Annotated in this window: 25 protein-coding genes and 10 pseudogenes; 34 read left to right on the top strand and 1 reads right to left on the bottom strand. The window is 33.4% G+C overall.

Annotation, left to right across the window (positions count from 1 at the left end; genetic code table 11):
- Window positions 1–76: 76 nt before the first annotated feature.
- From PWK10_RS09815 to PWK10_RS09800, 4 genes are all read left to right on the top strand, one after another.
- A complete protein-coding gene (locus PWK10_RS09815) occupies window positions 77–466 on the top strand; it encodes an MgtC/SapB family protein (RefSeq protein ID WP_274765924.1) in 390 nt (129 codons plus the stop codon).
- A gap of 288 nt (window positions 467–754) precedes the next feature.
- Window positions 755–1,186, top strand: a complete 432-nt coding sequence (locus PWK10_RS09810; protein ID WP_274765923.1) for a hypothetical protein — start codon at window positions 755–757, stop codon at window positions 1,184–1,186.
- A 76-nt stretch (window positions 1,187–1,262) separates the two neighbouring features.
- Complete coding sequence (locus PWK10_RS09805) at window positions 1,263–1,442, top strand: hypothetical protein (RefSeq protein WP_274765922.1); 180 nt, start codon at window positions 1,263–1,265, stop codon at window positions 1,440–1,442.
- A gap of 2 nt (window positions 1,443–1,444) precedes the next feature.
- Complete coding sequence (locus tag PWK10_RS09800; protein WP_274765921.1) at window positions 1,445–1,576, top strand: hypothetical protein; 132 nt, start codon at window positions 1,445–1,447, stop codon at window positions 1,574–1,576.
- Window positions 1,577–1,592: 16 nt separating this feature from the next.
- Here the strand turns inward: PWK10_RS09800 and PWK10_RS09795 are convergent.
- Window positions 1,593–3,058, bottom strand: a pseudogene (locus tag PWK10_RS09795) (aminotransferase class I/II-fold pyridoxal phosphate-dependent enzyme).
- Between the two features lie 240 nt (window positions 3,059–3,298).
- Here PWK10_RS09795 and PWK10_RS09790 point away from each other — a divergent pair.
- From PWK10_RS09790 to PWK10_RS09635, 30 genes and pseudogenes are all read left to right on the top strand, one after another.
- Complete coding sequence (locus PWK10_RS09790) at window positions 3,299–3,904, top strand: 50S ribosomal protein L25 (protein ID WP_274765920.1); 606 nt, start codon at window positions 3,299–3,301, stop codon at window positions 3,902–3,904.
- 212 nt (window positions 3,905–4,116) lie between these two features.
- Window positions 4,117–4,769, top strand: a pseudogene (locus PWK10_RS09780) (DUF2397 domain-containing protein).
- Window positions 4,757–5,517 (top strand): annotated as a pseudogene (locus tag PWK10_RS09770) (DUF2397 domain-containing protein). Before PWK10_RS09780 ends, PWK10_RS09770 begins: the two co-directional pseudogenes overlap by 13 nt.
- Before the next feature lie 26 nt (window positions 5,518–5,543).
- A pseudogene (locus tag PWK10_RS19840) lies at window positions 5,544–6,702 on the top strand (TIGR02678 family protein).
- Window positions 6,689–7,156, top strand: a complete 468-nt coding sequence (locus PWK10_RS09750; RefSeq protein WP_274765914.1) for a hypothetical protein — start codon at window positions 6,689–6,691, stop codon at window positions 7,154–7,156. The pseudogene PWK10_RS19840 and the gene PWK10_RS09750 overlap by 14 nt, the downstream one beginning before the upstream one ends.
- Before the next feature lie 44 nt (window positions 7,157–7,200).
- Window positions 7,201–7,455: a hypothetical protein gene (locus tag PWK10_RS09745; RefSeq protein ID WP_274765913.1), complete on the top strand. Its 255-nt coding sequence runs from the start codon at window positions 7,201–7,203 to the stop codon at window positions 7,453–7,455.
- A gap of 410 nt (window positions 7,456–7,865) precedes the next feature.
- Window positions 7,866–8,447: a hypothetical protein gene (locus PWK10_RS09740; protein ID WP_274765912.1), complete on the top strand. Its 582-nt coding sequence runs from the start codon at window positions 7,866–7,868 to the stop codon at window positions 8,445–8,447.
- A complete protein-coding gene (locus PWK10_RS09735; protein WP_274765911.1) occupies window positions 8,399–8,845 on the top strand; it encodes a hypothetical protein in 447 nt (148 codons plus the stop codon). The genes PWK10_RS09740 and PWK10_RS09735 overlap by 49 nt, the downstream gene beginning before the upstream one ends.
- A gap of 86 nt (window positions 8,846–8,931) precedes the next feature.
- Entirely contained in the window at window positions 8,932–9,558 is a 627-nt protein-coding gene (locus PWK10_RS09730) for a hypothetical protein (RefSeq protein ID WP_274765910.1), read from the top strand.
- A gap of 44 nt (window positions 9,559–9,602) precedes the next feature.
- The gene (locus PWK10_RS09725) at window positions 9,603–9,854 is read left to right on the top strand and encodes a hypothetical protein (protein WP_274765909.1); all 252 of its coding nucleotides are present in this window, start codon (window positions 9,603–9,605) and stop codon (window positions 9,852–9,854) included.
- Between the two features lie 356 nt (window positions 9,855–10,210).
- Entirely contained in the window at window positions 10,211–10,747 is a 537-nt protein-coding gene (locus PWK10_RS09720) for an SbcC/MukB-like Walker B domain-containing protein (protein ID WP_274765908.1), read from the top strand.
- Between the two features lie 8 nt (window positions 10,748–10,755).
- Window positions 10,756–11,001 carry a hypothetical protein gene (locus PWK10_RS09715; protein ID WP_274765907.1) on the top strand — a complete coding sequence of 82 codons (246 nt, stop codon included), beginning with the start codon at window positions 10,756–10,758 and terminating at the stop codon, window positions 10,999–11,001.
- A 38-nt stretch (window positions 11,002–11,039) separates the two neighbouring features.
- Window positions 11,040–11,453, top strand: a complete 414-nt coding sequence (locus PWK10_RS09710) for a TIGR02679 domain-containing protein (protein WP_274765906.1) — start codon at window positions 11,040–11,042, stop codon at window positions 11,451–11,453.
- Complete coding sequence (locus tag PWK10_RS09705; protein ID WP_274765905.1) at window positions 11,435–11,911, top strand: DUF2399 domain-containing protein; 477 nt, start codon at window positions 11,435–11,437, stop codon at window positions 11,909–11,911. Before PWK10_RS09710 ends, PWK10_RS09705 begins: the two co-directional genes overlap by 19 nt.
- 341 nt (window positions 11,912–12,252) lie before the next feature.
- Window positions 12,253–12,564, top strand: a complete 312-nt coding sequence (locus PWK10_RS09700; RefSeq protein ID WP_342455759.1) for an LCP family protein — start codon at window positions 12,253–12,255, stop codon at window positions 12,562–12,564.
- A gap of 17 nt (window positions 12,565–12,581) precedes the next feature.
- Window positions 12,582–12,794 carry an LCP family glycopolymer transferase gene (locus tag PWK10_RS09695; RefSeq protein ID WP_274765904.1) on the top strand — a complete coding sequence of 71 codons (213 nt, stop codon included), beginning with the start codon at window positions 12,582–12,584 and terminating at the stop codon, window positions 12,792–12,794.
- A gap of 787 nt (window positions 12,795–13,581) precedes the next feature.
- The gene (locus PWK10_RS09690; RefSeq protein ID WP_274765903.1) at window positions 13,582–14,103 is read left to right on the top strand and encodes a tetratricopeptide repeat protein; all 522 of its coding nucleotides are present in this window, start codon (window positions 13,582–13,584) and stop codon (window positions 14,101–14,103) included.
- A gap of 313 nt (window positions 14,104–14,416) precedes the next feature.
- Window positions 14,417–14,887 carry a YveK family protein gene (locus PWK10_RS09685; protein ID WP_342455491.1) on the top strand — a complete coding sequence of 157 codons (471 nt, stop codon included), beginning with the start codon at window positions 14,417–14,419 and terminating at the stop codon, window positions 14,885–14,887.
- A 9-nt stretch (window positions 14,888–14,896) separates the two neighbouring features.
- A complete protein-coding gene (locus PWK10_RS09680; RefSeq protein ID WP_274765902.1) occupies window positions 14,897–15,574 on the top strand; it encodes a CpsD/CapB family tyrosine-protein kinase in 678 nt (225 codons plus the stop codon).
- A pseudogene (locus PWK10_RS19835) lies at window positions 15,574–15,953 on the top strand (CpsB/CapC family capsule biosynthesis tyrosine phosphatase). The gene PWK10_RS09680 and the pseudogene PWK10_RS19835 overlap by 1 nt, the downstream one beginning before the upstream one ends.
- Window positions 15,881–16,117 carry a CpsB/CapC family capsule biosynthesis tyrosine phosphatase gene (locus tag PWK10_RS19830; protein ID WP_446715369.1) on the top strand — a complete coding sequence of 79 codons (237 nt, stop codon included), beginning with the start codon at window positions 15,881–15,883 and terminating at the stop codon, window positions 16,115–16,117. The pseudogene PWK10_RS19835 and the gene PWK10_RS19830 overlap by 73 nt, the downstream one beginning before the upstream one ends.
- Before the next feature lie 227 nt (window positions 16,118–16,344).
- A pseudogene (galU, locus tag PWK10_RS09675) lies at window positions 16,345–17,221 on the top strand (UTP--glucose-1-phosphate uridylyltransferase GalU).
- 170 nt (window positions 17,222–17,391) lie between these two features.
- Window positions 17,392–18,170: pseudogene (locus PWK10_RS09670) on the top strand (CpsD/CapB family tyrosine-protein kinase).
- Window positions 18,115–19,123, top strand: a pseudogene (gene galE, locus PWK10_RS09665) (UDP-glucose 4-epimerase GalE). Before PWK10_RS09670 ends, galE begins: the two co-directional pseudogenes overlap by 56 nt.
- 22 nt (window positions 19,124–19,145) lie before the next feature.
- Complete coding sequence (locus PWK10_RS09660) at window positions 19,146–19,802, top strand: exopolysaccharide biosynthesis polyprenyl glycosylphosphotransferase (protein WP_274765901.1); 657 nt, start codon at window positions 19,146–19,148, stop codon at window positions 19,800–19,802.
- 111 nt (window positions 19,803–19,913) lie between these two features.
- Window positions 19,914–20,351, top strand: coding sequence for a hypothetical protein (locus tag PWK10_RS09655; RefSeq protein WP_274765900.1), 438 nt, complete (start codon window positions 19,914–19,916; stop codon window positions 20,349–20,351).
- Entirely contained in the window at window positions 20,336–20,488 is a 153-nt protein-coding gene (locus tag PWK10_RS09650; RefSeq protein WP_274765899.1) for a hypothetical protein, read from the top strand. Before PWK10_RS09655 ends, PWK10_RS09650 begins: the two co-directional genes overlap by 16 nt.
- 115 nt (window positions 20,489–20,603) lie before the next feature.
- On the top strand, window positions 20,604–21,014 hold the full coding sequence (locus PWK10_RS09645) for a glycosyltransferase (protein ID WP_342455758.1): 411 nt from the start codon (window positions 20,604–20,606) through the stop codon (window positions 21,012–21,014).
- 62 nt (window positions 21,015–21,076) lie between these two features.
- A pseudogene (locus PWK10_RS09640) lies at window positions 21,077–22,130 on the top strand (polysaccharide biosynthesis protein).
- A gap of 15 nt (window positions 22,131–22,145) precedes the next feature.
- A pseudogene (locus tag PWK10_RS09635) lies at window positions 22,146–23,253 on the top strand (capsular polysaccharide biosynthesis protein CapF).

The raw sequence follows: 23,253 nt of genomic DNA, 5'->3' as shown, positions 1-23,253 counted from the left end.
ACAAGTTGTATAATTACTATATAACTGCATAAATTTAAAGTAAATATTATTAATGAACCGTCCCTGAGGTGATTAAATGTATTTAGAAACTTTTTTAAGGCTTTTACTGGCCCTTATACTCGGTGGAATAGTTGGCTATGAAAGGGAGCACAAAAACAGGCCAGCTGGACTTAGAACACACATTTTAGTTTGTATTGGGGCTGCCCTTGTCCAAATAATCTCTTTCAACTATATTCGGCAAAAGGGCTTAGCTTCAATTGATCCTTTTCGTCTTGGTGCTCAGGTAATAAGCGGCATAGGTTTTTTAGGTGCAGGAACCATACTTAAAGAGGGGGTAAACGTTAAAGGGCTAACCACTGCAGCAAGCCTTTGGACTGTTGCTTGCATTGGCCTTGCTATAGGTGCAGGGCTTTACTTTGAATCGCTTTTGCAACCCTTTTTGTATTTTTATCCCTCAGGGGACTAAAGATAGTAGAACAAAAGATTTCAAAGGAGGCAAAATATTTTAACCTACAGCTTGTAACAGAAAATATCCCAGGAGTTATAGGGAATATTGGCAAGGAGCTTGAAAAATTAAGCGTTAACATAATTGGAATTGAAATATCAGGAGGAGAAGATGAAGAAGCGATAATCTTTTTAAACCTTAAAGCTCCTAATTATATTAACGCTAATCAAATAATAGAGATGCTAACAAAAATAAAAAGCGTAAAAGAAATAAAATTAATATAACTAACGAACCGTCCCGGAGGTGCTTATGAGAGTATATACTAATGAACTTGGAAGATACAAAGCTATAGCAGAAAAGTATAAAAAATCCAAAGAGGATGTAAAATTATCACTGCCTATCGAATTTGAAGGAGAATTGTATAGGGTTTTAGAATTCTTTAAATCCTCATTTTTTGAAAAAAGTCCAACAGGCATATTGGTCCTTACAAATGATGGTTTTAAGGTTAGCGATAAAAGGGTCCAAAGGGAAGTTGTAAAGCTTTCCTATTATTTGGATATCCTTTTAGATGATGACAGCATCGAAAGGCTCAAAAAGGCTATAACGCCTGAAAAAGAAATCAAAAAAGAAACGATAAATTACAACGATGCTATTGATGTGTTAACTTTGCTAAATTCTGAAAACATAAAGGGAATCGATACAGTGATTAATGTTCTAAAAAACTACCAGAAAGCAAAATAGAAAACAACAGGGCCCTTGAGGAATATATAAAAATTACAAAAAATATGAGGATGTAGATTTTGCTGTTAATTCAGAGATGATAGAGGAGCTTTTAGAATGCTATAGGGACATGCTCCTTGTGAACTTTAGAAGAGTTAAGGAAATAAACAAAGGAAGGGCATATTACGATTCACTAAAGGATTTATCCAGTAAAAACAAAAGAAAATTTCAAATAAGTTTAATGGAATGTCACAAAGATATACAAGGCTTGAAGTGATTTTGGACAAGCTTAAAAATATATTAATAATTTACGACAGAATACTTGATATGAACGAAGAAAGATACATTGAATTTTTAAAGACTCAAGATAACGTAAATATAAACAATAAATTAAAGCTTATAAGAGAATAAGGCTGCTCGTGCAGCCTTATTCCATATCTACAACCTTTATAAAGTTAACATCTGGATCCTCAGTTCCTTGAACATAAAGATTCGCATCCTTAAGAGCCTGAACATAGTCAACAATCTCTTGAGTTATTATTTCACCTGGACAAACAATTGGAATTCCAGGAGGATAAGCAAGCAAGAACTCCCCTGAAACCTTTCCAATGCTGTCATGAAGTGGTAGCGACCATTTCTTTGCATTAAAGGCTTGCCTTGGGGTTAAAACCTGCTTTGGAATTGCAGGAATATCTAAAACTTCACCCTTAACTTCCCTTGTTCCATAGTATCTATCGCTGATATCCTTAAGAGCATCAATAAACTTATCCATCTTTTCCTTTGTATCTCCAAAGGATCCGACAGCAAGGATATTGTAAAGGTCGCTAAGTTCCATTTGAATATGATATTCATCTGCTAAAATCTGGTCAACTTCATATCCAGTAAGTCCAAGGCCCCTTACAGTAACAGTTATCTTCGTAGGATCAAGGGCATATACACCTGGCTGACCTAATATTTCCTTTCCAAAGCAATAAAGGCCAGGAATTTGGTTTATCTTTTCCCTTGTATACTCAGCAAGTTCAATGGCTCTGTCTAAAAGCTCCTTACCCTTTGTTGCAATCTGCATTCTAGCAACGTCTAAGGATGCCATAAGAGGATAAGATGGACTAGTTGTTTGCAAAAGATTCATAACCTGTTGAACTCTATTTATATCAACCCTTCCAGCTCTAACCTGCAAAAATGAACTTTGAGTCATTGAACCGATTATTTTATGGGTGCTTTGGGCACATATATCTGCACCAGCTTGCATACTTGAAATAGGTAATTTATCATTAAATCCTAAATGGGGTCCATGGGCTTCATCGACAATCAAAATTTTGTCATAAGAATGGACAATCTCAGCAATTCTTTTAATATCAGTAGCAACTCCATAGTAAGTAGGATTGATTATCAAAACAGCTTTGGCATCAGGATTTTCCTTTATTGTCCTTTCAACAGTTTCAGGAGTAACGCCATGGGCGATTCCTATGTTTTTATCGATCTCTGGCTGCATATAAACAGGAACAGCACCGCTAAGGATTATACCAGCTGTAACTGACTTGTGAACATTTCTTGGGATTATAATCTTATCGCCTTCTTTAACAACGCTCATTATCATTGCTTGAATAGCGCCGGATGTTCCATGGATTGAAATAAACGCCATGTCAGAGCCGTATGCATCCGCTGCAAGCTGCATAGCCTTTTTATAGGACCTGTTGGATGGTGCAGGCTGTCAACAAGCTTAAAAACAGTAACATCGATTGAAAGTATGTTTGAACCAACAAAGTCCTTGAACTTGTTGTCCATTCCGTCTCCCCTTTTGTGCCCGGGAACGTGGAAGGGAACAGTATCTCTATTATGGTATTCCATTAAAGCATCAAAAATAGGAGTCTGTGTTTGATCCATCTTATACAATGTGATATGCACCCTCTTTCATAAAAAATTTAAACGAATTATATTATAGTTCAATGTTTTATAGAATGCAATTGTTTTATATTAAGTTTGCGTTAAATTTTAAAATTTATGATAGGGACGGTTCATTAAAATTATCACTTTTTAACTAACAAAATTTATAAAACTAAAGAACCGTCCCCAAGAATAAAACATCAAAAATGGAAATACTCCTTAAAGGATAAAACTTTAAGGAGGGATAGGATGATTTTACATGCGCATCTTAGGGAACATAATACAAAGGGTGATACCCATAAATTAAGAAGAACAGGTCATGTTCCTGCTAACCTTTACGGAAGGGATATAAACAATATGTTGGTTGAGTTTGGTGAGCTTGAGGTCTGTAGCGTCCTTAGAAAAGTAGGCGAACACGGCATTGTAGATGTTGATGTTGATGGTAAAAACTATAAAGCCATGATAAAGGAAGTCCAAAAGGATCCAGTAAGCCAAAAAGTTCTACATATAGACCTTTACAAAGTAAACGAAAAGGAAAAAGTTCATGCAAGGGTTCCGATAGTTATAAAGGGAGAAGAATACTTAAGAAACATGAACGCTGTTATTCAAAAGGTTCAAGACGAAGTTGAAGTGGAGTGCAGCGTAGATAAAGTTCCTAAATATCTTTCTGTAGATATAACCAATCTTAACAAGGATAAAATCACAGTTGCTGACCTTGAGGTTTCTGAGGAGATTTCCATAATTGCACCGCCTAACATGCTCCTTGCAACCCTTGTAAAAGCAGGCGAGGCTGTAAGGGAAGCTGAAGAAGTTGAAAAGGAAATAGTAGTTCATGCTGATGGCAGCATCGAATAGCTGCCTGCTTAAAAGGGACGGTTCATTAAAATTATCACTTTTTAACCAGCAAAATTTATAAAACTAATGAACCGTCCCTAAACTTGTGATAAAATTTAAAGGGAAACCTTCAAATAGGCGGTGATACTTTGGAAATCAATGCTAAACTTCAAAAACAGATAGATGAAGTAAGATATTTAACGGCAGAAAATGCCTCGCGATATAGGGTTATTATGCGTTTTTTCTACCTTCAATATGAAAGAATGAAGTATTGGCTATACAAGGAGGATGTATTTGAAGAGCTCAAAAACATAGCCAATTTGAGGATTACACGATGGAGCAGCTAAAGCAGGACCTTGACAACCTTGTTCAATGGAAAAATTTAATTCCTGTTCAAGATACCTCAAAAGTTTCATCGGTTGAAGAGTTTAAAAACAAACAATTTAGATACCAAATTTCTGATTATTCCATTGAAATCGAAAGAATGATTATCAAGCTTGAAACCTTGCATGTTGAGACAGCCTCCCTTGAACCGTCACTACTTGAAAGAATAAAAGAAGCCTTTATAAAAATCCCGCAAATAATAAATTCCGATGAAAAAGTGGCTAACCAGTGGTGGAAGGACTTAAACAGCGACTTTGAGAGGCTTAATAAAAACTACAAAGATTATCTTGGCTCCTTTTATAGTCTAAAGGCTGAGGAGATGATGAAGACAAGCGCCTTTCTACTATACAAGGATAAATTCATAGAATACCTTAGAAACTTCATAAAGGAGCTTCAACAGCACATAATTTCAATTGAAGGCATACTAAAACAAATAAATGAACATACGGAAAATGCTTTGCTTTTAAAGATTTTTTACATGAAAAGTCAATACCCAAAATAAACAACGAGGCAACAGAAGAGGAAATAAAGGAAAACATCGAATCAAAATGGAGAAACATTAAAAATTGGTTTTTGCCTTCAAATGCCAAAGAAAGTGAAGCCACAAGGCTTCTTGACATCACCAATGAAATAATACGAAAAATAACCCGATATGCGGCACAAATTTCAGAGAGCCGAAACAGTGCAGCAAACCGCAAAGAGGAATACAAAAACTTGCCCAGCTATTTACAACCTGCAAGGATATTAACGAAGCCCACAAACTTTCGGCCCTTTGCTTTGGCATATTTAACCCTTACCATATAAAAACAAATGCCCCAAGAAGCACCGAAAGTATAAACTCAAGCCCCTATGATGAAATACCAAGCCTTTACATTATAAAGCCTAAGATTAGAAACTACAAAGAAAAGTCCGAAAGAAGCCCAATAAAAAGCAACCTTGAAAAAAAGGAGATTACTCTACAAAATATACTAAAATCAAGACAGCAGGAACAGGAATTAATACAAAACTACATAAAAAACGGGATTATTGACTTTTCAAACCTTCCTAAAATTCCACAAAGTATTAGAATATCCCTTTTAAGGTGGCTATCAAAGGGGCTGAATTCTCCCGATTTTACATCAAAAACTGAGACTGGAATAAAATACAAAATAGTCCCACCAGACCTACCAAACCAAAAATGCACAATAGTTTGCGATGATGGTGAATTTACAATGCCAGCCTTTAAAATAATTTTTAGGGACGGTTCATAAGAAACGTCCCCAAAGGAGAGTTAAGGATGAAGGAACTTGAGTTACTTCTCGATAATTTTTGGATAATAAAAGATGAAGATAAGGAGCTTTTTTATCAAATTAAAGATGCCATTCCTGAATTTAAAAACTTTTTAGCTGAAAAACTTGGATACCATATCATCCAAAATACACAGCTTATTAAACTTGAAAAAATTCCAGGGAAGGCAGAAGCCTGGATGGGAATACAGGAGTTTGATAGTCCTATGGAATATGCTTTTTATGCCTTCTTTTAATGTTTTTAGAGGACAAGGGCAAAGAGGAGCAGTTTGTTTTATCAAGTATAACAGAGTTTATCGAGGCAAATTATCCAGGTGAAAAGATAGATTGGACCCTATTTAGACATAGAAAAAGCCTTGTTAAAGTGTTGCGTTTTGCAACAAAAATGGGGATGCTTAAGGTGGACGATGGTGATGAATCAAAATTTACAAACGATGCATCAACCGAAGTTCTATACGAAAATACAGGCCTTTCAAGATATTTTACAAGGAGCTTTTCAATGAATATATTAAACTACACTTCATATAAGGACTTTGAAAAGGAAGAGGAATTAGATATAGATAAAGACAAAGGCGTCATAAGGCGCCAAAGAGCCTATAGAAAACTTTTAATGTCGCCTGTCGTCTATAAAGAAGGGGATTTTGATCCTGATTTTGACTACATCAAAAAGCAAAGAAGCTCAATAGAGAACGACCTTGAAAAATATTTAGGCCTAGAGCTTCATGTTCACAAAAATTGTGCAATGGTTGTGCTACCCCAAAACAAAACATATAAAAGCATATTTCCAGATGGGACAACCCTTAATGATATAATACTTCAAATGAATTATATGATAACCAATATGGTTAAAACAGGAAAGCTAAAGCCGGACAACGATGATATAATAACCATTTCAAAGCCTTTTTTGAAACGATGGTCAAAGAACTAAAGGCCTTAAACTCAGCAGGCTGGAGCAAAGAGTATAGGGAAATGGATTTTGAAAAATTGTATAACGAAATAATACACTTTATGGAGATGCTTAACATGATAAAAGTAAGCGAAAAGGAAATAAAAATTTTACCTCTGTGCGGTAAGGTTGTAGGACGTTATCCCGATGATTTTTATTCAAAGGAAATGGAAAGGGAGGTGGCTTTAGATGAAGCAAAATAGATGGATAATAGAAAGGGCAGGCCTTATAAACTTCTGGTATTACGATGAAGAGGAATTTAATTTTTCTGACGGAAGGCTACTTTTAAGAGGGGCAAACGGCTCTGGAAAATCCGTAACAATGCAAAGCTTTATCCCCCTTTTGCTTGACGGGAACAAGAGCCCCGAAAGGCTTGATCCCTTTGGCTCAAAGGCAAGAAGGATTGAAAACTATCTTTTAGGAGATGAGGGGTCAGAACTCGAAGAAAGGACTTCGTATCTTTATATGGAATTTAAAAAGAAGGAGAGCGGAAATTATATTACAATAGGAATGGGTTTTAAAGCCCAAAGGGGAAAACCCATCCAATCATGGGGCTTTGCCATAACCGATGGAAGAAGGATAGGCCATAATTTTTTCCTTTATAAAGACATCGGAGATAAGGTCCCACTTAGCAAAAAGAGCTGGAAAATAGAATAGGAGGCGGTGGAAGGGTAGTAGAAGCGCAAAAGGATTACATGAAAATGGTCAACGATCTATTATTCGGCTACGAAGACATCGACGACTACGACGAACTTATAAAACTCTTAGTTCAGCTTCGTTCACCCAAGCTTTCAAAGGAGTTTAGACCTACAGTTATATACGAAATACTTGAAAATTCTCTTCAGCCCCTATCAGACGACGATTTAAGGCCTATGTCGGAGGCCATTGAAAATATGGATAACATAAAAATAAGGCTGGATGAGCTTAAGGAAAGCAAAAAGCTGCAGAGAAGATAAAGGATGTTTACGATAAATACAACCGCTTTATGCTTCTTGATAAGGCTAAAAATCTAATCAACATATACAATGAATATCAGAAACTTCTAAAAAATAAACAAGAGCTTGAAGGGTCAAAGGAAAACTCAAAAAAGAATTTGAAACGGCTTCTAAAAATATTGAGGAACTTAAAATAAAACAAGCCTTCTATGAAAACAAAAAAGGCAGCTTGAGGTCCATGACAGCCTCAAAATTAAAGAAAAAATAAAAGAAGTTGAGGACTTTATAGAAAGCCTTAAAAAACAAAAGCATGAGAAGATTTCCCAAGAAGAAACCAAAAGACAAAGGGAAAGACAGCTACAATTTGAGTTAAACAAATTAAAGGATAATAAGGAAATTCTATTAAAAAGGTAGAGGATATAATCCTTCAAATGGACGATTTATACCCTGAATTTGACTTTGATGAGCAGGCATTTTTAAAGGATGAGCTAAAAAACAATATAGAAGTAGAATACAATTTTAGCTTTGTTAAGGAAAAATTATCGAAACACATAAAAAACTTAGAGGAGGCAAAAGAAGGAATAGAGGAACTTGAAAGGATAAATAAACTTTATGATGAAGCTCTAAAGGTATTAGAAAGGGCAAAACAGGAAAAAGATTATAAGGAAAAGAAGCTAAATGAAGCAAAGCTTTTATTGGAGGAAATTAAAGAGGAACTTATAGAAAAAATCTACAAATGGCATAAAGAAAACAACGAACTAAGATTATCCGATGAAACATTAGTAAAAATTTCACAGGTTATAAATAATTTTAACAAAGACAGCAGCTTTGATGAAGTTATTGTTCTTTTAAGGGATGAATTTAATAAAGTCGAGTCCCTTTTAAACAGCCAAATTTTAAAATTAAAATTTCAAAAAGAAAATATTGAAGAAAAAATTAAAGAGCTTAATGAAAAAGTTGCTGAGTGGAAAAACAAAAAGATCCTGAACCCGAAAGAAAAGAGGCGGTTATAAAAAACAGAGAAAGGTTAAAGAAGGAAAATATCCCCTTTATTCCATTTTATAAAGCAGTGGATTTTGTCGACGGCCTTTCGGAGGAGATAAAATCCTACATAGAATCTGCCCTTTGTGACATGGGAGTTCTTGATGCCCTTATAGTTCCTAAGCAATATAAAGAAAAGATTTTTGAAATGGACAAAGACATGGCAGATAAATATATCTTTCCTTCACCGGCATATCTTATGCATGATTTAACTCAATTTTTAAAGGTTGACAAGATCGATGTTGATGGTATTAAAGAGGAGGATATTGTAAACAGCCTTAAGAGCATAATGATAGATGAAGGAAGTGCAACTTACCTTAACGAAAAGGGAGAATATTCTATAGGAATTATAAAGGGAAAACTAACATAACTGAAGGTGTTAAATTCATCGGCTCTTCAGCAAGAAAAAGATATAGAGAGATAATAATCAAGGATCTTGAAGAGCAAAAAGCCAACTTGAAAGGAAATCCAAACAATAAAAGAAGAATTAGAAATGATATATCAAAAATTAGAAATATTAAAAAAGAGCTAAATTCCTTCCCAAGGCCAGATGACTTAAAAATAGCCATAAACACTGTTACAGCCGCAGAATTTGAACTTGAAAGGGCAATAGAGGATATTTCAATAAAAGAAAAGGAAGAAATCAAAATATTTGAAAGGCTCAAGGAAATCAAGCAAAGGGTATATGAACTTACCAATAAAATAAACCTAAAGGCTGATCTTGATACATTCAAAAGCGCCTTAGAAGCTTCAAGGGAATATAGAGAACTTTTATATGAACTTGAAAATTCCCATAGAAAATTTCTCCAAAACATAGAAAACTTAAAGGCAGCAGAAGAAAATCTAAAACTCATCCAAGAGGACATTGAAATAATAATTTACGATCTTAACAGCATAAAGATAAAACTAAAGGAGCAGGAGCTCCTATTAGACTCCTTAAAGGAACAGCTAAAAATCTCAAATTATGAAGAAATAAAAAACGAAATAGAGGACTGCATTAAAAACCTTAGGGAAATCCCTTCCCTTATAGAAAAAGAAGTTGAAAAAGAGCAAAGGAAGAGGAAAGATACACTAAAGCTATAAAGGAATTAGAAGAGATTGATAATAAAATAAAAAGAAAAGAGATATTGTTTAACCTTCATCAAGATGCCTTTAAAGAAGAATATGCATTAGGCTTTATAGAAACTCCAAAGGATGAAGATGCAATAAAACTTGCCCAAAGGATTATAAAAGAAATAAAGCAAGAGGATAAGCAAAGGGAGGACTATATAAACAGCCTTTATTCCAAATTTAACGAGAACAGCCCCTACCTTAGGGAGTATATTTTGAAGATGGATACTATTTTTGAAAAAATATCGATACAGAAGATGAAGATATAAAGGAAGCCCTGTCTAAAACAAAGCGCCTTGCAATTAGAGGAAAGGTAAGGGGAAGGGAAGTTGACCTTTATGACCTTTTAGAATTTATAGAAGAAGGGATAAATGAAAACGAAAACCTTTTAAGGGAAAGCGACAGACAGCTCTTTGAGGATATATTGGTAAACAACATAAGCAAAAAATAAGGTCTAAGATATATCATGCACAGGAATGGGTTAAAAGATGAATAAACTGATGGAGTCGATGGATACCTCCAGTGGCCTTTCCTTTAGCTTAAGATGGAGCAGCAAAAAGCCGAGGGAGAAAATCAGCTTGACACCAACGAGCTTGTTGAGTTATTAAGGCAGGAAGGCAGCATAATGAAAATTGAAGATTTAAATAAACTTTCCCAGCATTTTAGAGCAAAAATAAACGAAGCAAGAAGGATCCAAGAAGAACTCGGTAAAGCAAGATCCTTTCACAGCATAATAAAGGAAATTTTAGATTATAGGAAATGGTTTGAGTTTAAACTTTATTATAAACGCTCAGGACAAAATCCAAAGGAGCTAACAAACAATGCATTTTACCAATTTAGCGGTGGAGAAAAGGCTATGGCGATGTATGTCCCATTATTTTCAGCCGTCTATGCAAGATATGAGGGAGCAAGGATGGACTGCCCAAGGATAATATCCCTTGATGAGGCCTTTGCTGGCGTCGATGAAAGAAATATTAGGGATATGTTTAGGCTCTTAACGGAACTTGAACTTGACTTTATTGTAAACTCACAGATACTTTGGGGAGATTATGACACAGTTCCTTCCCTTTCTATATGCGAACTTATAAGACAAGATAATGCAGACTTTGTTACCGTCATAAGATACCATTGGAACGGTAAAGTTAAGGAACTTGTTTGTTAGGGGATTTTATGGAAAGGACAAAGCAGGAATGCTTAAAATATTTTAAGTCAAATAAAGGCTATAAAAGGCTGTTTGAAAAAATAAGGGAAAAATATAGAATGCTTGGCTACTTAGGCGGTTCTATAAAACTTGATAATCTAACCCCTGAAGAGCAGGACGCTCTTTCGGGGTTTTTAAAAGGGATTTTTACAGTAAAAAAGCGCGACGATAAAAATAGAAAACTTTTTAAAAGCATTAGAAAACACAAGATTTAGCGGCGTTGATTTTGAAGGGGTTTTAATGGAGTATTTCGATGAAAAATAATTTCCAAAAAGAGGAACAAAATAGGCTTGAGAGGGAAAAGGAAAAATTCTTTTCAGAGATTTTAAGCTGTTTTAGTGGAACTAAAGCTAAGGAGTGGCTTGAATATGTTCTAGATAAAAAGGAAAACGCCTACAAACTAATTATTCAAAAATACGAGAGGGATAAATTAGGTTTAAAAAATTCTTTATTGTTAACAGGTGAGGCGGTAAATAGGTTGAGTTTTGATATAAATAACACCGAAAGGCTTGCGATTTTTTCATCGAATATCAGCAAAAACCCCCATGCATTTGATTTTGATAGGGATGAGGGAAAGCTTTTGCTTTATGGGATATCTTATTTTTTAAAGGAAGAATATCCTGAAAATGCTCAAAAAGAGCAGAACTTTTGTATAGAGCAGGAATAATAGACGATGAGGTGTCAAACTATACGATAGTTAGCGGGCTTTTAGCCTATAAGGATGGGAAGCTCCATGAAGGATGGGAAGGATTTTATAAAAACTCTGAGCCTATGCAGCTATCCTTATATAATCTATCCAAAATCGACAAGATCATTGCACCTGAAAGAGTAGTTTATATATTTGAAAACCCAACTGTGTTTAGTGAAATCTTAGAAAGGACAAAGGGGAAAAAGATAGCTTTGATATGCACCTATGGACAAATAAAGCTTGCAAGTCTAATTCTTCTTGACAAGTTAATGGATAACGTTTATAAAATATATTATTCTGGCGATTTTGATCCAGAGGGACTACTCATAGCCGACAAATTAATCCAAAGATATGGCGACAAAATAACCCTTTGGCGATATGGAATTGATGATTATAAAACGATAATCTCAAATAAAAAGATTAGCCCCAAAGACTAAAAAAGCTTTCTAATTTAAAAACAAAAGAACTCATAGCCCTTGCAGAAGAAATTCAAAAACAGGCCTTGCCGCCTACCAAGAACTTCTAATTGAAAAGTATCTTAATGATATAGGGACGGTTCATGAAAACTAATGAACCGCCTCTAAGGAGGCCCAAATAATGAAAAAGTAATAATATTTGCATCAATTTTTATTGCAATAATTTTAGGTATTACAGCATTTTATATTAACAATATTCTAAATAAAATACATAATAACACAAATATTAAGATTGAAGATAATGCAAATAATAATAAACAAAACATAGATAAAAAAGCAAATAACCTTATAAACATTGTCCTATTTGGCATAGATGCAAGAAATTTAAAGTCTCCTTCAAGATCAGATTCAATTATAATCCTATCCATAAATACAGAAATAAAAAAATAAAATTAATCTCTTTAATGAGGGATATGTTTGTTGAGATACCAGGAAAAAATAAAAACAGAATAAATGCAGCTTATGCCTTTGGTGGACCAGAACTTGCCATTAAAACAATTAACCACAATTTTGACTTAGGCATTTCAAAATATGTAACGATAAACTTTTATGGGTTTGAAAAGGTTATAGATAATATAGGTGGAGTAGAAATCGATGTTAAAAAGATGAAATAAAATATATAAACTCCTATATGAAGGAAACCCAAAATTTATTTGGCGGCGAGTATAAAGAAATAACAAATGAAGGGCTACAACTATTAAATGGTAGACAAGCTCTTGCCTACTCAAGAATAAGATACGTTGGAAATGCTGATTATGAAAGAACAGAAAGACAAAGAAGAGTATTAACTCAAATTTTCAATAAAGTTAAATCACAGGGGACAACAAAAAAATATCACTTATAAACAGTATTTTGCCATATATTGAAACAAACTTGTCAAAAATGAAATAATAAACTTAGCATATTTACTTACTAATCTTGATGAATACAAAACTGAAGAGCTAAGAATACCTGTTGATAAATCCTTTAAAAGCCAGAGAATAAATGGAATGGCTGTTTTAGTTCCAGACCTTTACATAAATAAAAATAAAATCCATGAATTTATAGGAACGGTCCATTAAAATTATCGAACCGTCCCCTAGGAGGTGCAGTATGAACTATAAAGAATACTTCAAAAAGAAGCACAAAACTTAACATTTATAGAGCTTGAAAGACCACTAACAATATCCCTAAACAATACAACCATAACATTACCTAAAGGCGACTATCCCATAGACTCAAAATCCCTCATAAACATTGCTCAAAAGCAAAACAACCTTACCGCTCAAAACATAATCGACGGCATGATAATGATACTTGGCTGCGACCCAGACTTTCCCCATGCCGAATTTTACCTTGCAACCCTCAAAAAATCCCAAACATCGAAAGCTACATAATTCATCAAATAGAACAAAACAAAAACAAAAGCCTTAAAAGGGCCATAATCTACATAAATGCCCTTATAAAACTCAACCCCAAAAAGAATTCCAAATGAACCGTATATATCTTCTTATGGACTACTATCAAAAACTAACCTAAACCTTCTTCAAGATGAGATACTCGAAAGCTTAAAAAATCTTGCTGACCAATACATAGACTATGCAGCTCCAAACTTTTACCTTGGCGAATACTATCTTGACAAAGACTACGACATGGCAAAGCATTATCTAAGACGCTCTCTGAATGACCAAAGATTTGCTAAAAAAGCTCAAGAATATCTAGCAAAAATAGAAGCTATAGAAAGCTACGACAAAGCCGTAGACCTTCTAAAAGATGACTACCCAAATGAAGCCCTAAAACTTCTCATCCCCCACATAGAACAAAATCCAAACAACCTCGACGCAAAATACTACGCAGCAGTTGCCTACAGGGAGCTTCAAAACTACCACAAAGCCCTATACTACCTACAAAACCTTTTACAAACCCTCGAAACTGTAGAAGTTTTAAACGAAATAGGCCTAAACCTTGCCTTTTTAGGCTACTTTAGCGAAGCAATAGAGTATTTTCAAAGGGCACTAAAACATAGACCTCAAGATTCAAGCATCATTACCAACATAGGTGTTTGCTATCTTAATCTTAACGATCCTACAAACGCCCAAAAATATTTCCAACTTGCCTTAAAAAAGAACCCAAATGACGAAATCGCAAAACAATGGCTTAATAATTTAAATTAAAATTTAATTGAAATTTTTATAAAAAAGTTATATTATATTAATGTATTCATTAAAAGTGCAAAATTCTACCCAACCCCTCTAAAAATTAAAGGAGGCTACATAATGGAACAAGAAATGACACTTGATCTTAGGGATTTGTATGAAATAATCAAAAAAGATGGAAAATGATATTTTCGGTAACCACAATATGCATCCTTATAAGTGCTCTTCTTAGCTTTTTGTTTTACCTCCCATATATGAAGCAAAGGTTAGCATAATCATTGGGAAAGAGGATACAAGCCAGGAAAAAAGAATAGACTATAACGATATTATGATGTATCAAAAGCTTGTAAAAACCTACGCAAGCATAGCAAAATCAAGAACAGTTGTTGAAAAAACAATCCAAAAGCTAAACAAGCAAATATCCTACGACGAATTTATATCCTCAATTACAGCCACACCACAACCCGACACACAAATAATGGACATAAAGGTTCAAAGTAAGGATCCAAAGGATGCCATGATAACGGCAAACACTTTATCTCAAATTTTCCTCGAAGAGTCGATGCGCATATATCCAACAGGAAGCATTCAAATAATAGACAATGCTGTATTTCCAGACAAGCCTGTAAAACCTAAAAAACTTTTAAACATTGCAATAGCATTTTTCCTTGGAATAATGATATCCCTTGGAGCTACATTTATGCTTGAATACATGGATAACACATTAAAAACCGAAACCGATGTTGAAAAATATCTTGAACTTCCCGTTATAGGAATAATACCAAAGGAAATAGATGAGTAGGAGGATACTATGAAGCCAATACTACTTAAAAACCCAAAATCGCCAATCTCAGAGGCATATAGAACCTTAAGAACAAACGTTCAATTTTCATCCGTCGATAAAAACTTAAAAGTTATCCTTGTTACAAGCTCAGGTCCATCAGAAGGCAAGACAACAACAGCTGTAAACCTTGCTCTATCCTTTGCAGAGCTGAATAAAAAAGTTTTAATTATAGACTGCGACCTAAGAAAACCTACCGTCCACAAAAGATTTAACCTATCAAACCAAAAAGGCCTTACTAACCTATTTGTTGAGGACATAACCTTTGAAGAAACAGTTCAAAGGATAAATGATAATTTATATGTTTTAACATCTGGTATTTTGCCTCCCAACCCTGCAGAAATGCTATCATCAAGCACATTTAAAAGCTTTATTGAAAACTTACGTCAATCCTTTGATGTAATAATTCTTGATACACCACCTGTTATTGCAGTAACTGATGCACAAGTTTTATCAACAATTTCAGACGGTGTAATCCTTGTAGTTTCAAGTGGACAAGCTGACAAGGAAGCTGCAAAGAGGGCAAAGGAACTTTTAGAATCCGTAAGGGCTAATATAATAGGGGTCGTTTTAAATAAAGTAGAAATAAACTCAAGAAGCAAATACGGCTATTACTATTATTATGGCGAAGCTGAGGGGAAGAAATAATGATAGATTTTCACAGCCACATTATTCCTAAAATCGATGACGGTTCATCATCCCTTGAAGAAACTTTAGAAATGCTTAAAATAGCAAAAATGATGGTGTTGACGCTATAGTTGCAACACCTCATTTTGTCCCTGGAAGATTTGAAAATGAATATAAAGACATATTAAACCATATAAAAACCTTAAATGAGTATATAAAAAACGAAAACATAAACATAACAATCTACCCATCCCAGGAAGTTTATATCACCCGCTCTACATTAAAATACCTAAATGAAGGCCTTATAGGCACTTTAAACGATACAAGATACATCCAAATAGAACTTCCTTTTTTGAACTTCCTGATTACACCTTTGATATTATATATGAGCTACGAATAAAAAATTTAATTCCAATCCTTTGTCATCCCGAACGATACGCCTTTATTATAAACTCCCCAGAAAATATCAATAAATTCATCGACGAAGGCTGTCTTTTTCAGATAAACTCAGGAAGCATCCTTGGCCATTTCGGAAGGGAAGTTCAAAAACAGCAAAGATGCTAATTGAAAATAACATAATAGATGTATTAGGCTCAGATGCCCATAATTCAAAAACAGATTACCAAAAATAAAAGATGCCTTTGACAAAATAAAGGAAATTGACGAAAATTTGTCCAAAAAATTTTAGAGAACGAGAGGAAAATCATTGAAAATGTAGAAATAAAATCAAGTGCCAAAAAATAAACAAAAAAGGGGCATATTTAGTTTTTTAAATTAGGGAGGGGTTAAAAATGAAGGTAAGAAAGGCTATTATTCCTGCCGCAGGCCTTGGAACAAGATTTTTACCTGCAACAAAGGCACAGCCAAAGGAGATGCTTCCTATCGTTGATACTCCTACAATACAATACATAGTTGAAGAAGCAGTAAGCTCCGGAATAGAAGAAATACTTATAATCACCGGCAGAAACAAAAGAGCAATAGAAGATCATTTTGATAAATCCATCGAGCTTGAACTTGAACTAAAATCCAAAAACAAATATGAGATGTTAGAGCTTCTTGATAATATAACCAACATGGCACAAATACATTATATAAGACAAAAGGAGCCTAAGGGACTTGGTCATGCGATACTTTGTGCCAAAACATTTGTAGGAAACGAACCCTTTGCTGTTCTATTAGGGGATGATATAGTAGACAGCAAGGTTCCATGCCTTAAGCAGATGATCGATGTATTTAACATGTATAAAACTACCATTTTAGGGGTTCAAGAGGTTGATAGAAGCGATGTTAACAAATACGGGATTGTAAGCGGCGTTAAGATAGATGAAAGGCTATATAAAGTTTCAGACCTTGTTGAAAAGCCAAATATAGAGGAGGCACCAAGCAACATCGCCATCCTTGGAAGATACATTATAACCCCAGAGATATTCAATATTCTCGAAAACACAAAGCCAGGCAAAAACGGAGAAATACAGTTAACCGACGCCCTAAAGGAACTTCTAAAAAGGAAGCTATGTATGCTTACAACTTCGAAGGCAAAAGATACGACGTAGGTGATAAGTTAGGATTTTTGCAGGCAACAGTAGAGTTTGCATTAAAAGATTCGACATTAGGGATGAATTCATGTCGTATTTACAAGAAGTAGTGGCAACTCGTGTAGAAGATTAGTATAAAATGTAAACAAATTGTAAAATCACAACCAACCCCAAGAAAACAAAAGAAAATACCAGAAAAATACAATTAATTTGAAAAAATTAGCAAAAATAGTTATGGATTACCTAATGCTGAATTATTTATAATTATAAATGCACTGACTATTTTGATTGGGGTTGGGAAAAATGGAACTTATTACCTTTAAAAAACCAAAATCGCCTATTTCAGAGGCCTATAAAACTCTAAGAACTAACATTCTCTTTTCTTCTTTGGATAACAAAGTTAAAACAATAGTTGTAACAAGCTCAGGGCCAGGTGAAGGAAAAACAACAATAGCATCAAACCTTGCCGTTACTTTTGCACAAAATGGCAATAAGACGTTAATACTTGACTGTGACTTAAGAAAAAGCAAGCTATACAGGATATTTAACCTTTCAAACCAAGTAGGTCTTTCTAACATCCTCATAGGTGAGACAAGCTTTATGGAAGAAAACTTTAAAACCGAAGTTGAAAACCTCTATGTCATCCCAGCAGGCACAAGACCACCAAATCCAGCAGAGCTTCTTTCATCTGAAAAGATGGAAATTTTTTAGAAAATCTAAAACAAACCTTTGATACAATCATCATCGACACACCACCGGTGTTAATGGTTACAGACGCACAAATACTTTCAAAGTATTCAGATGGGGTAATCCTTGTTGTTTCCTCAGGCGAGGCTGACAAACATGCAGCCCAAAGAGCAAAGGAACTTCTTGAAAAGGTAAACGCAAAAATACTCGGAGCTGTCCTAAACAAGCTAGACACCACCAAAAAAGGCTACTATGGTTACTACTACTATTACTACTACGGCAGCGACGGACAAAAACATAATCAGACGAAAAAGAGAAGGTTTTTAGTAGGTGATATAGATGAAAGTTTTAGTTACAGGCGGGGCGGGGTATATAGGAAGTCATACTTGTGTTGAACTTCTCAAATTAGGTTATGATGTTATTGTGATAGATAACTTATCAAACAGCAAAGAAGAAGCAATAAAACGGGTAGAAAAAATAACGGAAAAGAAAATTAATTTTTATAATATTGATCTATTAGACAAAGAAAATCTAGATAAAGCCTTTAAAGAAAACAAAATAGATGCTGTTATTCATTTTGCAGGTTTAAAGGCAGTTGGTGAATCTGTTCAAGTTCCACTAAAATATTACTACAATAATATAACAGGAACATTAAATCTTTGTGAAGTAATGCAAAAATATAATATAAAAAACTGATATTCAGCTCCTCTGCAACTGTTTATGGAAATGTTGAAAAGGTTCCTATAACAGAGGATTTTCCACTAAATGCAACAAATCCATATGGAAGAACAAAGCTTTTTATAGAGGAATTTTTAAAGGATTTATATATATCTGATAATGAATGGAGTATCGTTCTTTTAAGATACTTTAATCCGATAGGTGCCCACGAAAGCGGACTTATAGGTGAAGATCCAAAGGGAACTCCAAATAATCTAATGCCTTATATTACTCAAGTTGCCATAGGAAAACTTAAAGAACTTAATGTATTTGGAAACGACTATGATACCCACGATGGAACAGGTGTTAGAGATTATATTCATGTAGTTGATTTAGCAAAAGGTCATGTAAAGGCTTTAAACAAAGTTTTTTCATCAACAGGAATAGAAGCATACAACCTTGGAACGGGCATGGGATATAGCGTTCTTGATTTGGTCCACACATTTGAAAATGTAACAGGACAAAAATTCCCTATAAAATAACTGAAAGACGACCTGGCGATGTTGCAAAATGCTATGCAGACCCCACCAAAGCAAACACCGAGCTTAAATGGAGAGCAGAGAAAAGCCTAGAAGACATGTGCAAAGATGCTTGGAGATGGCAGAGCTTGAATCCGAATGGGTATGAATGAGACAGAAAAAGGGGAGGGGATTATGAAAAATATTGATATGGAATTATATTTTGAAGAAGTTGCTTCAACTGTTGATACGGCACTTGATTTAATAGAAAATAATTTTTATGATTATATAAAAAGAATATTAGATATAATCTTATCTTTAATTGGACTTATAATAGGTTTACCATTTGTTATAATATTTAGCATCTTAATCATAATAGAATCCCCAGGTTCCCCTATCTATAAACAAGAAAGAGTAGGGAAAAGGGGAAAAATATTTACAATATATAAATTAAGGTCTATGTATTGTGATGCTGAGAAAAACGGTCCCAAATGGGCCGATAAAAATGATGATAGAGTAACAAAAATCGGCAAAATAATTAGAAAAACACGAATAGATGAAATACCACAGCTTATTAATGTCCTAAAAGGTGAAATGAGTATAGTTGGTCCAAGACCTGAAAGACCAATGTTTACATATCAATTCGACCAAGAAATCCCTGGATTTATAAATAGACTTAAAGTAAAACCAGGTCTTACAGGTTGGGCACAAGTAAATGGTGGCTACGAAATGACACCTGCTGAAAAATTAGAATATGATTTATATTACATAGAAAATAGATGCTTAAAATTAGATCTTTTAATTATCCTTAAAACAATTGGTGTTGTTTTAACTGGTTATGGGGCGAGATAGTGTTATATGTTTTTTATGTAGAAAGGAGTTTATAATGAAAAATAAACAAAACAAAGATGTCATAATTTTAAGTCAGTTTTTTATCCAGATATATCATCAACAGGACAGTTAATGACTGATCTAGCAATTAGTTTAAAACAAAACAATTTAACGGTAGGGGTTTTAACTGGGAAATTATTTTATTCATCTGAAATCATTCAGAACCAAGATGAGCAAATAAATGATATTGAAATAACACGAATAAATTATTTTTATAATAAAGATAAAAAATTATTAAGGATTATATCATATCTAAGTTATTTCTTTAATATGTTATTTAAAATAAATTTACTAAAAGAATACAGAGTTATATTATGTGTATCAAATCCACCAATATTGCCATTGTTAGCAGTAATTTCTAAAATAATGTTTAAAAATAAGTTCATATATGTGATTCATGACTTATATCCAGATATAGCAATAAGCTTAGGAGTTATCAAACGTAATAGTTTAATTGCTAAATTAATGGAATTATTAAATAAAATATTTTTAAAATGGCTGATAAAATAATTGTCCTTGGCAATGATATGAAATATTATTTAGAAAATAATAAAAAATATTTTGATATAAATAAAATAGAAGTTATACCAAATTGGGCAGATAAAAACAAAATAAAAATCTTAGAAAAGGAAAACGAATTTTTATAAATAATGGTTTTAAGAATAAATTTATTGTGTTATATAGTGGAAATATAGGTTTATTTCATAATTTAGAAATAATGATTGATACAGCGGAACTATTAAAAGATTATGAAGATATTATATTTTTATTTGTCGGGGAAGGACAGAAGAAAGAAGAATTAATAAAAAAGCTCAAGAAAAAAACTTGAAAAATATAATGTTTTTCCCATATAAAAAAGGAAAAGAATATAATGAAGTTCTTTGTTCAGCAGATTGTCTTATTATATCATTAGATAAAAGAGTAGTTGGATTAGGAGTCCCTAGTAAAACATATACATATTTAGCATCAGGACGACCAATTATTGCAATAATTCCAAGCAATACTGATATTGCAAAAGATATAGAAAAATATAATTTAGGATTTGTAATTTCAGATTATGATGTTAAAACATTAAAAGACAATATTTTAAAGTTATATATTGATAAAAATATGAGAAAATTAATGGGAGAAAACTCAAGGAAGCTATTTGAACAACAATATGAAAAAATATAGTTACAAATAAATATTATGTTTTAATTAAACAATTGATTAGTTAGATTTTGGAGGTATTATAGATGTTTAAAAATAAAACCCTACTAATAACCGGTGGAACAGGCACCTTTGGTAATGCAGTTTTAAAGCGATTCCTTAAAACCGATATTGGTGAAATTCGCATTTTTTCTCGTGATGAAAAAAACAAGACGATATGAGAAAATTTTATAAAAATGATAAGATAAAATTTTACATTGGTGATGTAAGAGATTTACAAAGTATAAAAAATGCTATGTATGGTGTAGACTATGTATTTCACGCTGCAGCATTAAAACAAGTTCCATCATGTGAATTTTTCCCACTTGAAGCAGTTAAAACTAATGTGTTAGGAACAGAAAATGTATTGACAGCGGCAATTGAATGCGGTGTAAAAAGGTTATTTGTTTATCTACAGATAAAGCAGCATATCCAATTAATGCAATGGGAATATCAAAGGCAATGATGGAAAAGGTATTTATAGCAAAGTCAAGAACAGTATCACCTGATAAAACACTCATATGTGGGACAAGATATGGCAATGTTATGGCTTCACGTGGTTCTGTAATTCCTCTATTTATACAACAGATAAAAAGTGGACAACCAATTACAGTTACAGATCCAAATATGACAAGATTTTTAATGAGTATTGAAGAAGCGGTTGAGCTTGTCATATATGCATTTAAACATGCAAAAACAGGGGATATATTTGTTCAAAAAGCACCTTCAGCAAGGATTGGCGATTTAGCACAAGCAATAAAGGAAATATTTAATGCCGATAACGAAATAAAAATTATAGGAACTCGCCATGGTGAAAAATTATATGAAACTTTATTAACAAAAGAAGAATATCTTGTTGCAGAAGACCTTGGAAACTTTTATAGAGTTCCTGCCGATAACAGAGATTTAAACTATGGTAAATATTTTGAAGAAGGAAATAGAGATTTATCAAATTATAAAGAATACAATTCCCATAATACAACTATTTTAAATATAGAACAAATTAAACAAAAATTGCTATCTTTAGAATATGTTCAACAAGAATTACAAGAATACAATAACTTAAAAGAAGCTGCTGTAACAATTGAAAAGATGATATAAGAAAGGTTGAAGTTTATGAAGATACTCGTGACTGGCTCTAAAGGTTTTGTTGGTAAAAACCTTATAGCAGAACTTAAAAATAGAGGTTTTAATTCAATCTATGAATTTGACAAAAATACAGATAAAAAACTTTTAGATGAGTATACAAAAGATTGTGATTTTGTATTTCATCTTGCAGGTGTAAATAGACCTCAAAACGAAGAAGAATTCATGCAGGGTAATTTTGGATTTACAAGTGAGCTTTTAAGTTTGTTAAAGAAACATAATAATAAAGCACCAATACTTATAACTTCTTCGATTCAAGCAGTGCTAGACAATCCCTATGGAAGAAGCAAAAAGCAGGAGAGGATTTGGTATTTAGTTTTGGCAGAGAAAATGGAAATAAAACATTAGTTTATAGGCTGCCAAATTTATTCGGAAAATGGTGTAGACCAAACTATAACAGCGTAGTTGCAACATTTTGCTATAACATAGCAAATGATTTACCTATTAAAATTAATGATCCTAACGTGGTTTTAACTCTTGCATATATCGATGATGTAGTTGGAGAGTTTATCAATGCATTAGAGGGCAAAGAAAATAGAATTGGAGATTTTTGTGAAGTGCCAAAAACATATAAAGTTTCTTTAGGCGAAATAGCAAATTTAATATATTCATTTAAAGAAAATAGAGAAAACAAGACTATTCCTAATATGCAGAATGAATTTACAAAAAGCTATACAGCACATATTTAAGCTATTTACCAAAGGATAAATTCAAATACGAATTAAAAATGAACGTTGACAATAGAGGATCTTTTACTGAATTTATTAGAACTATTGATAGGGGCCAGGTATCAGTCAATATTTCTAAACCTGGAATAACTAAAGGCAATCACTGGCATAATACAAAGAATGAAAAATTTCTTGTTGTAAGCGGAAAAGGAGTAATAAGACTAAGAAGGATTGATTCAGACGAAATAATAGAGTATTATGTAAGTGGTGATAAATTAGAGGTAGTTGATATACCTCCAGGATATACACATAACATTGAAAATCTTGGGGATACAGATATGGTTACAATAATGTGGGCAAATGAACCATTTGATCCTGAAAAACCAGATACATATTATTTGGAGGTATAA

The organism is Caloramator sp. Dgby_cultured_2, assembly GCF_028872215.1.
Taxonomy (GTDB): Bacteria; Bacillota; Clostridia; order Clostridiales; family Caloramatoraceae; genus Caloramator; species Caloramator australicus.
This window is presented reverse-complemented; position numbering and strand designations above follow the sequence as displayed.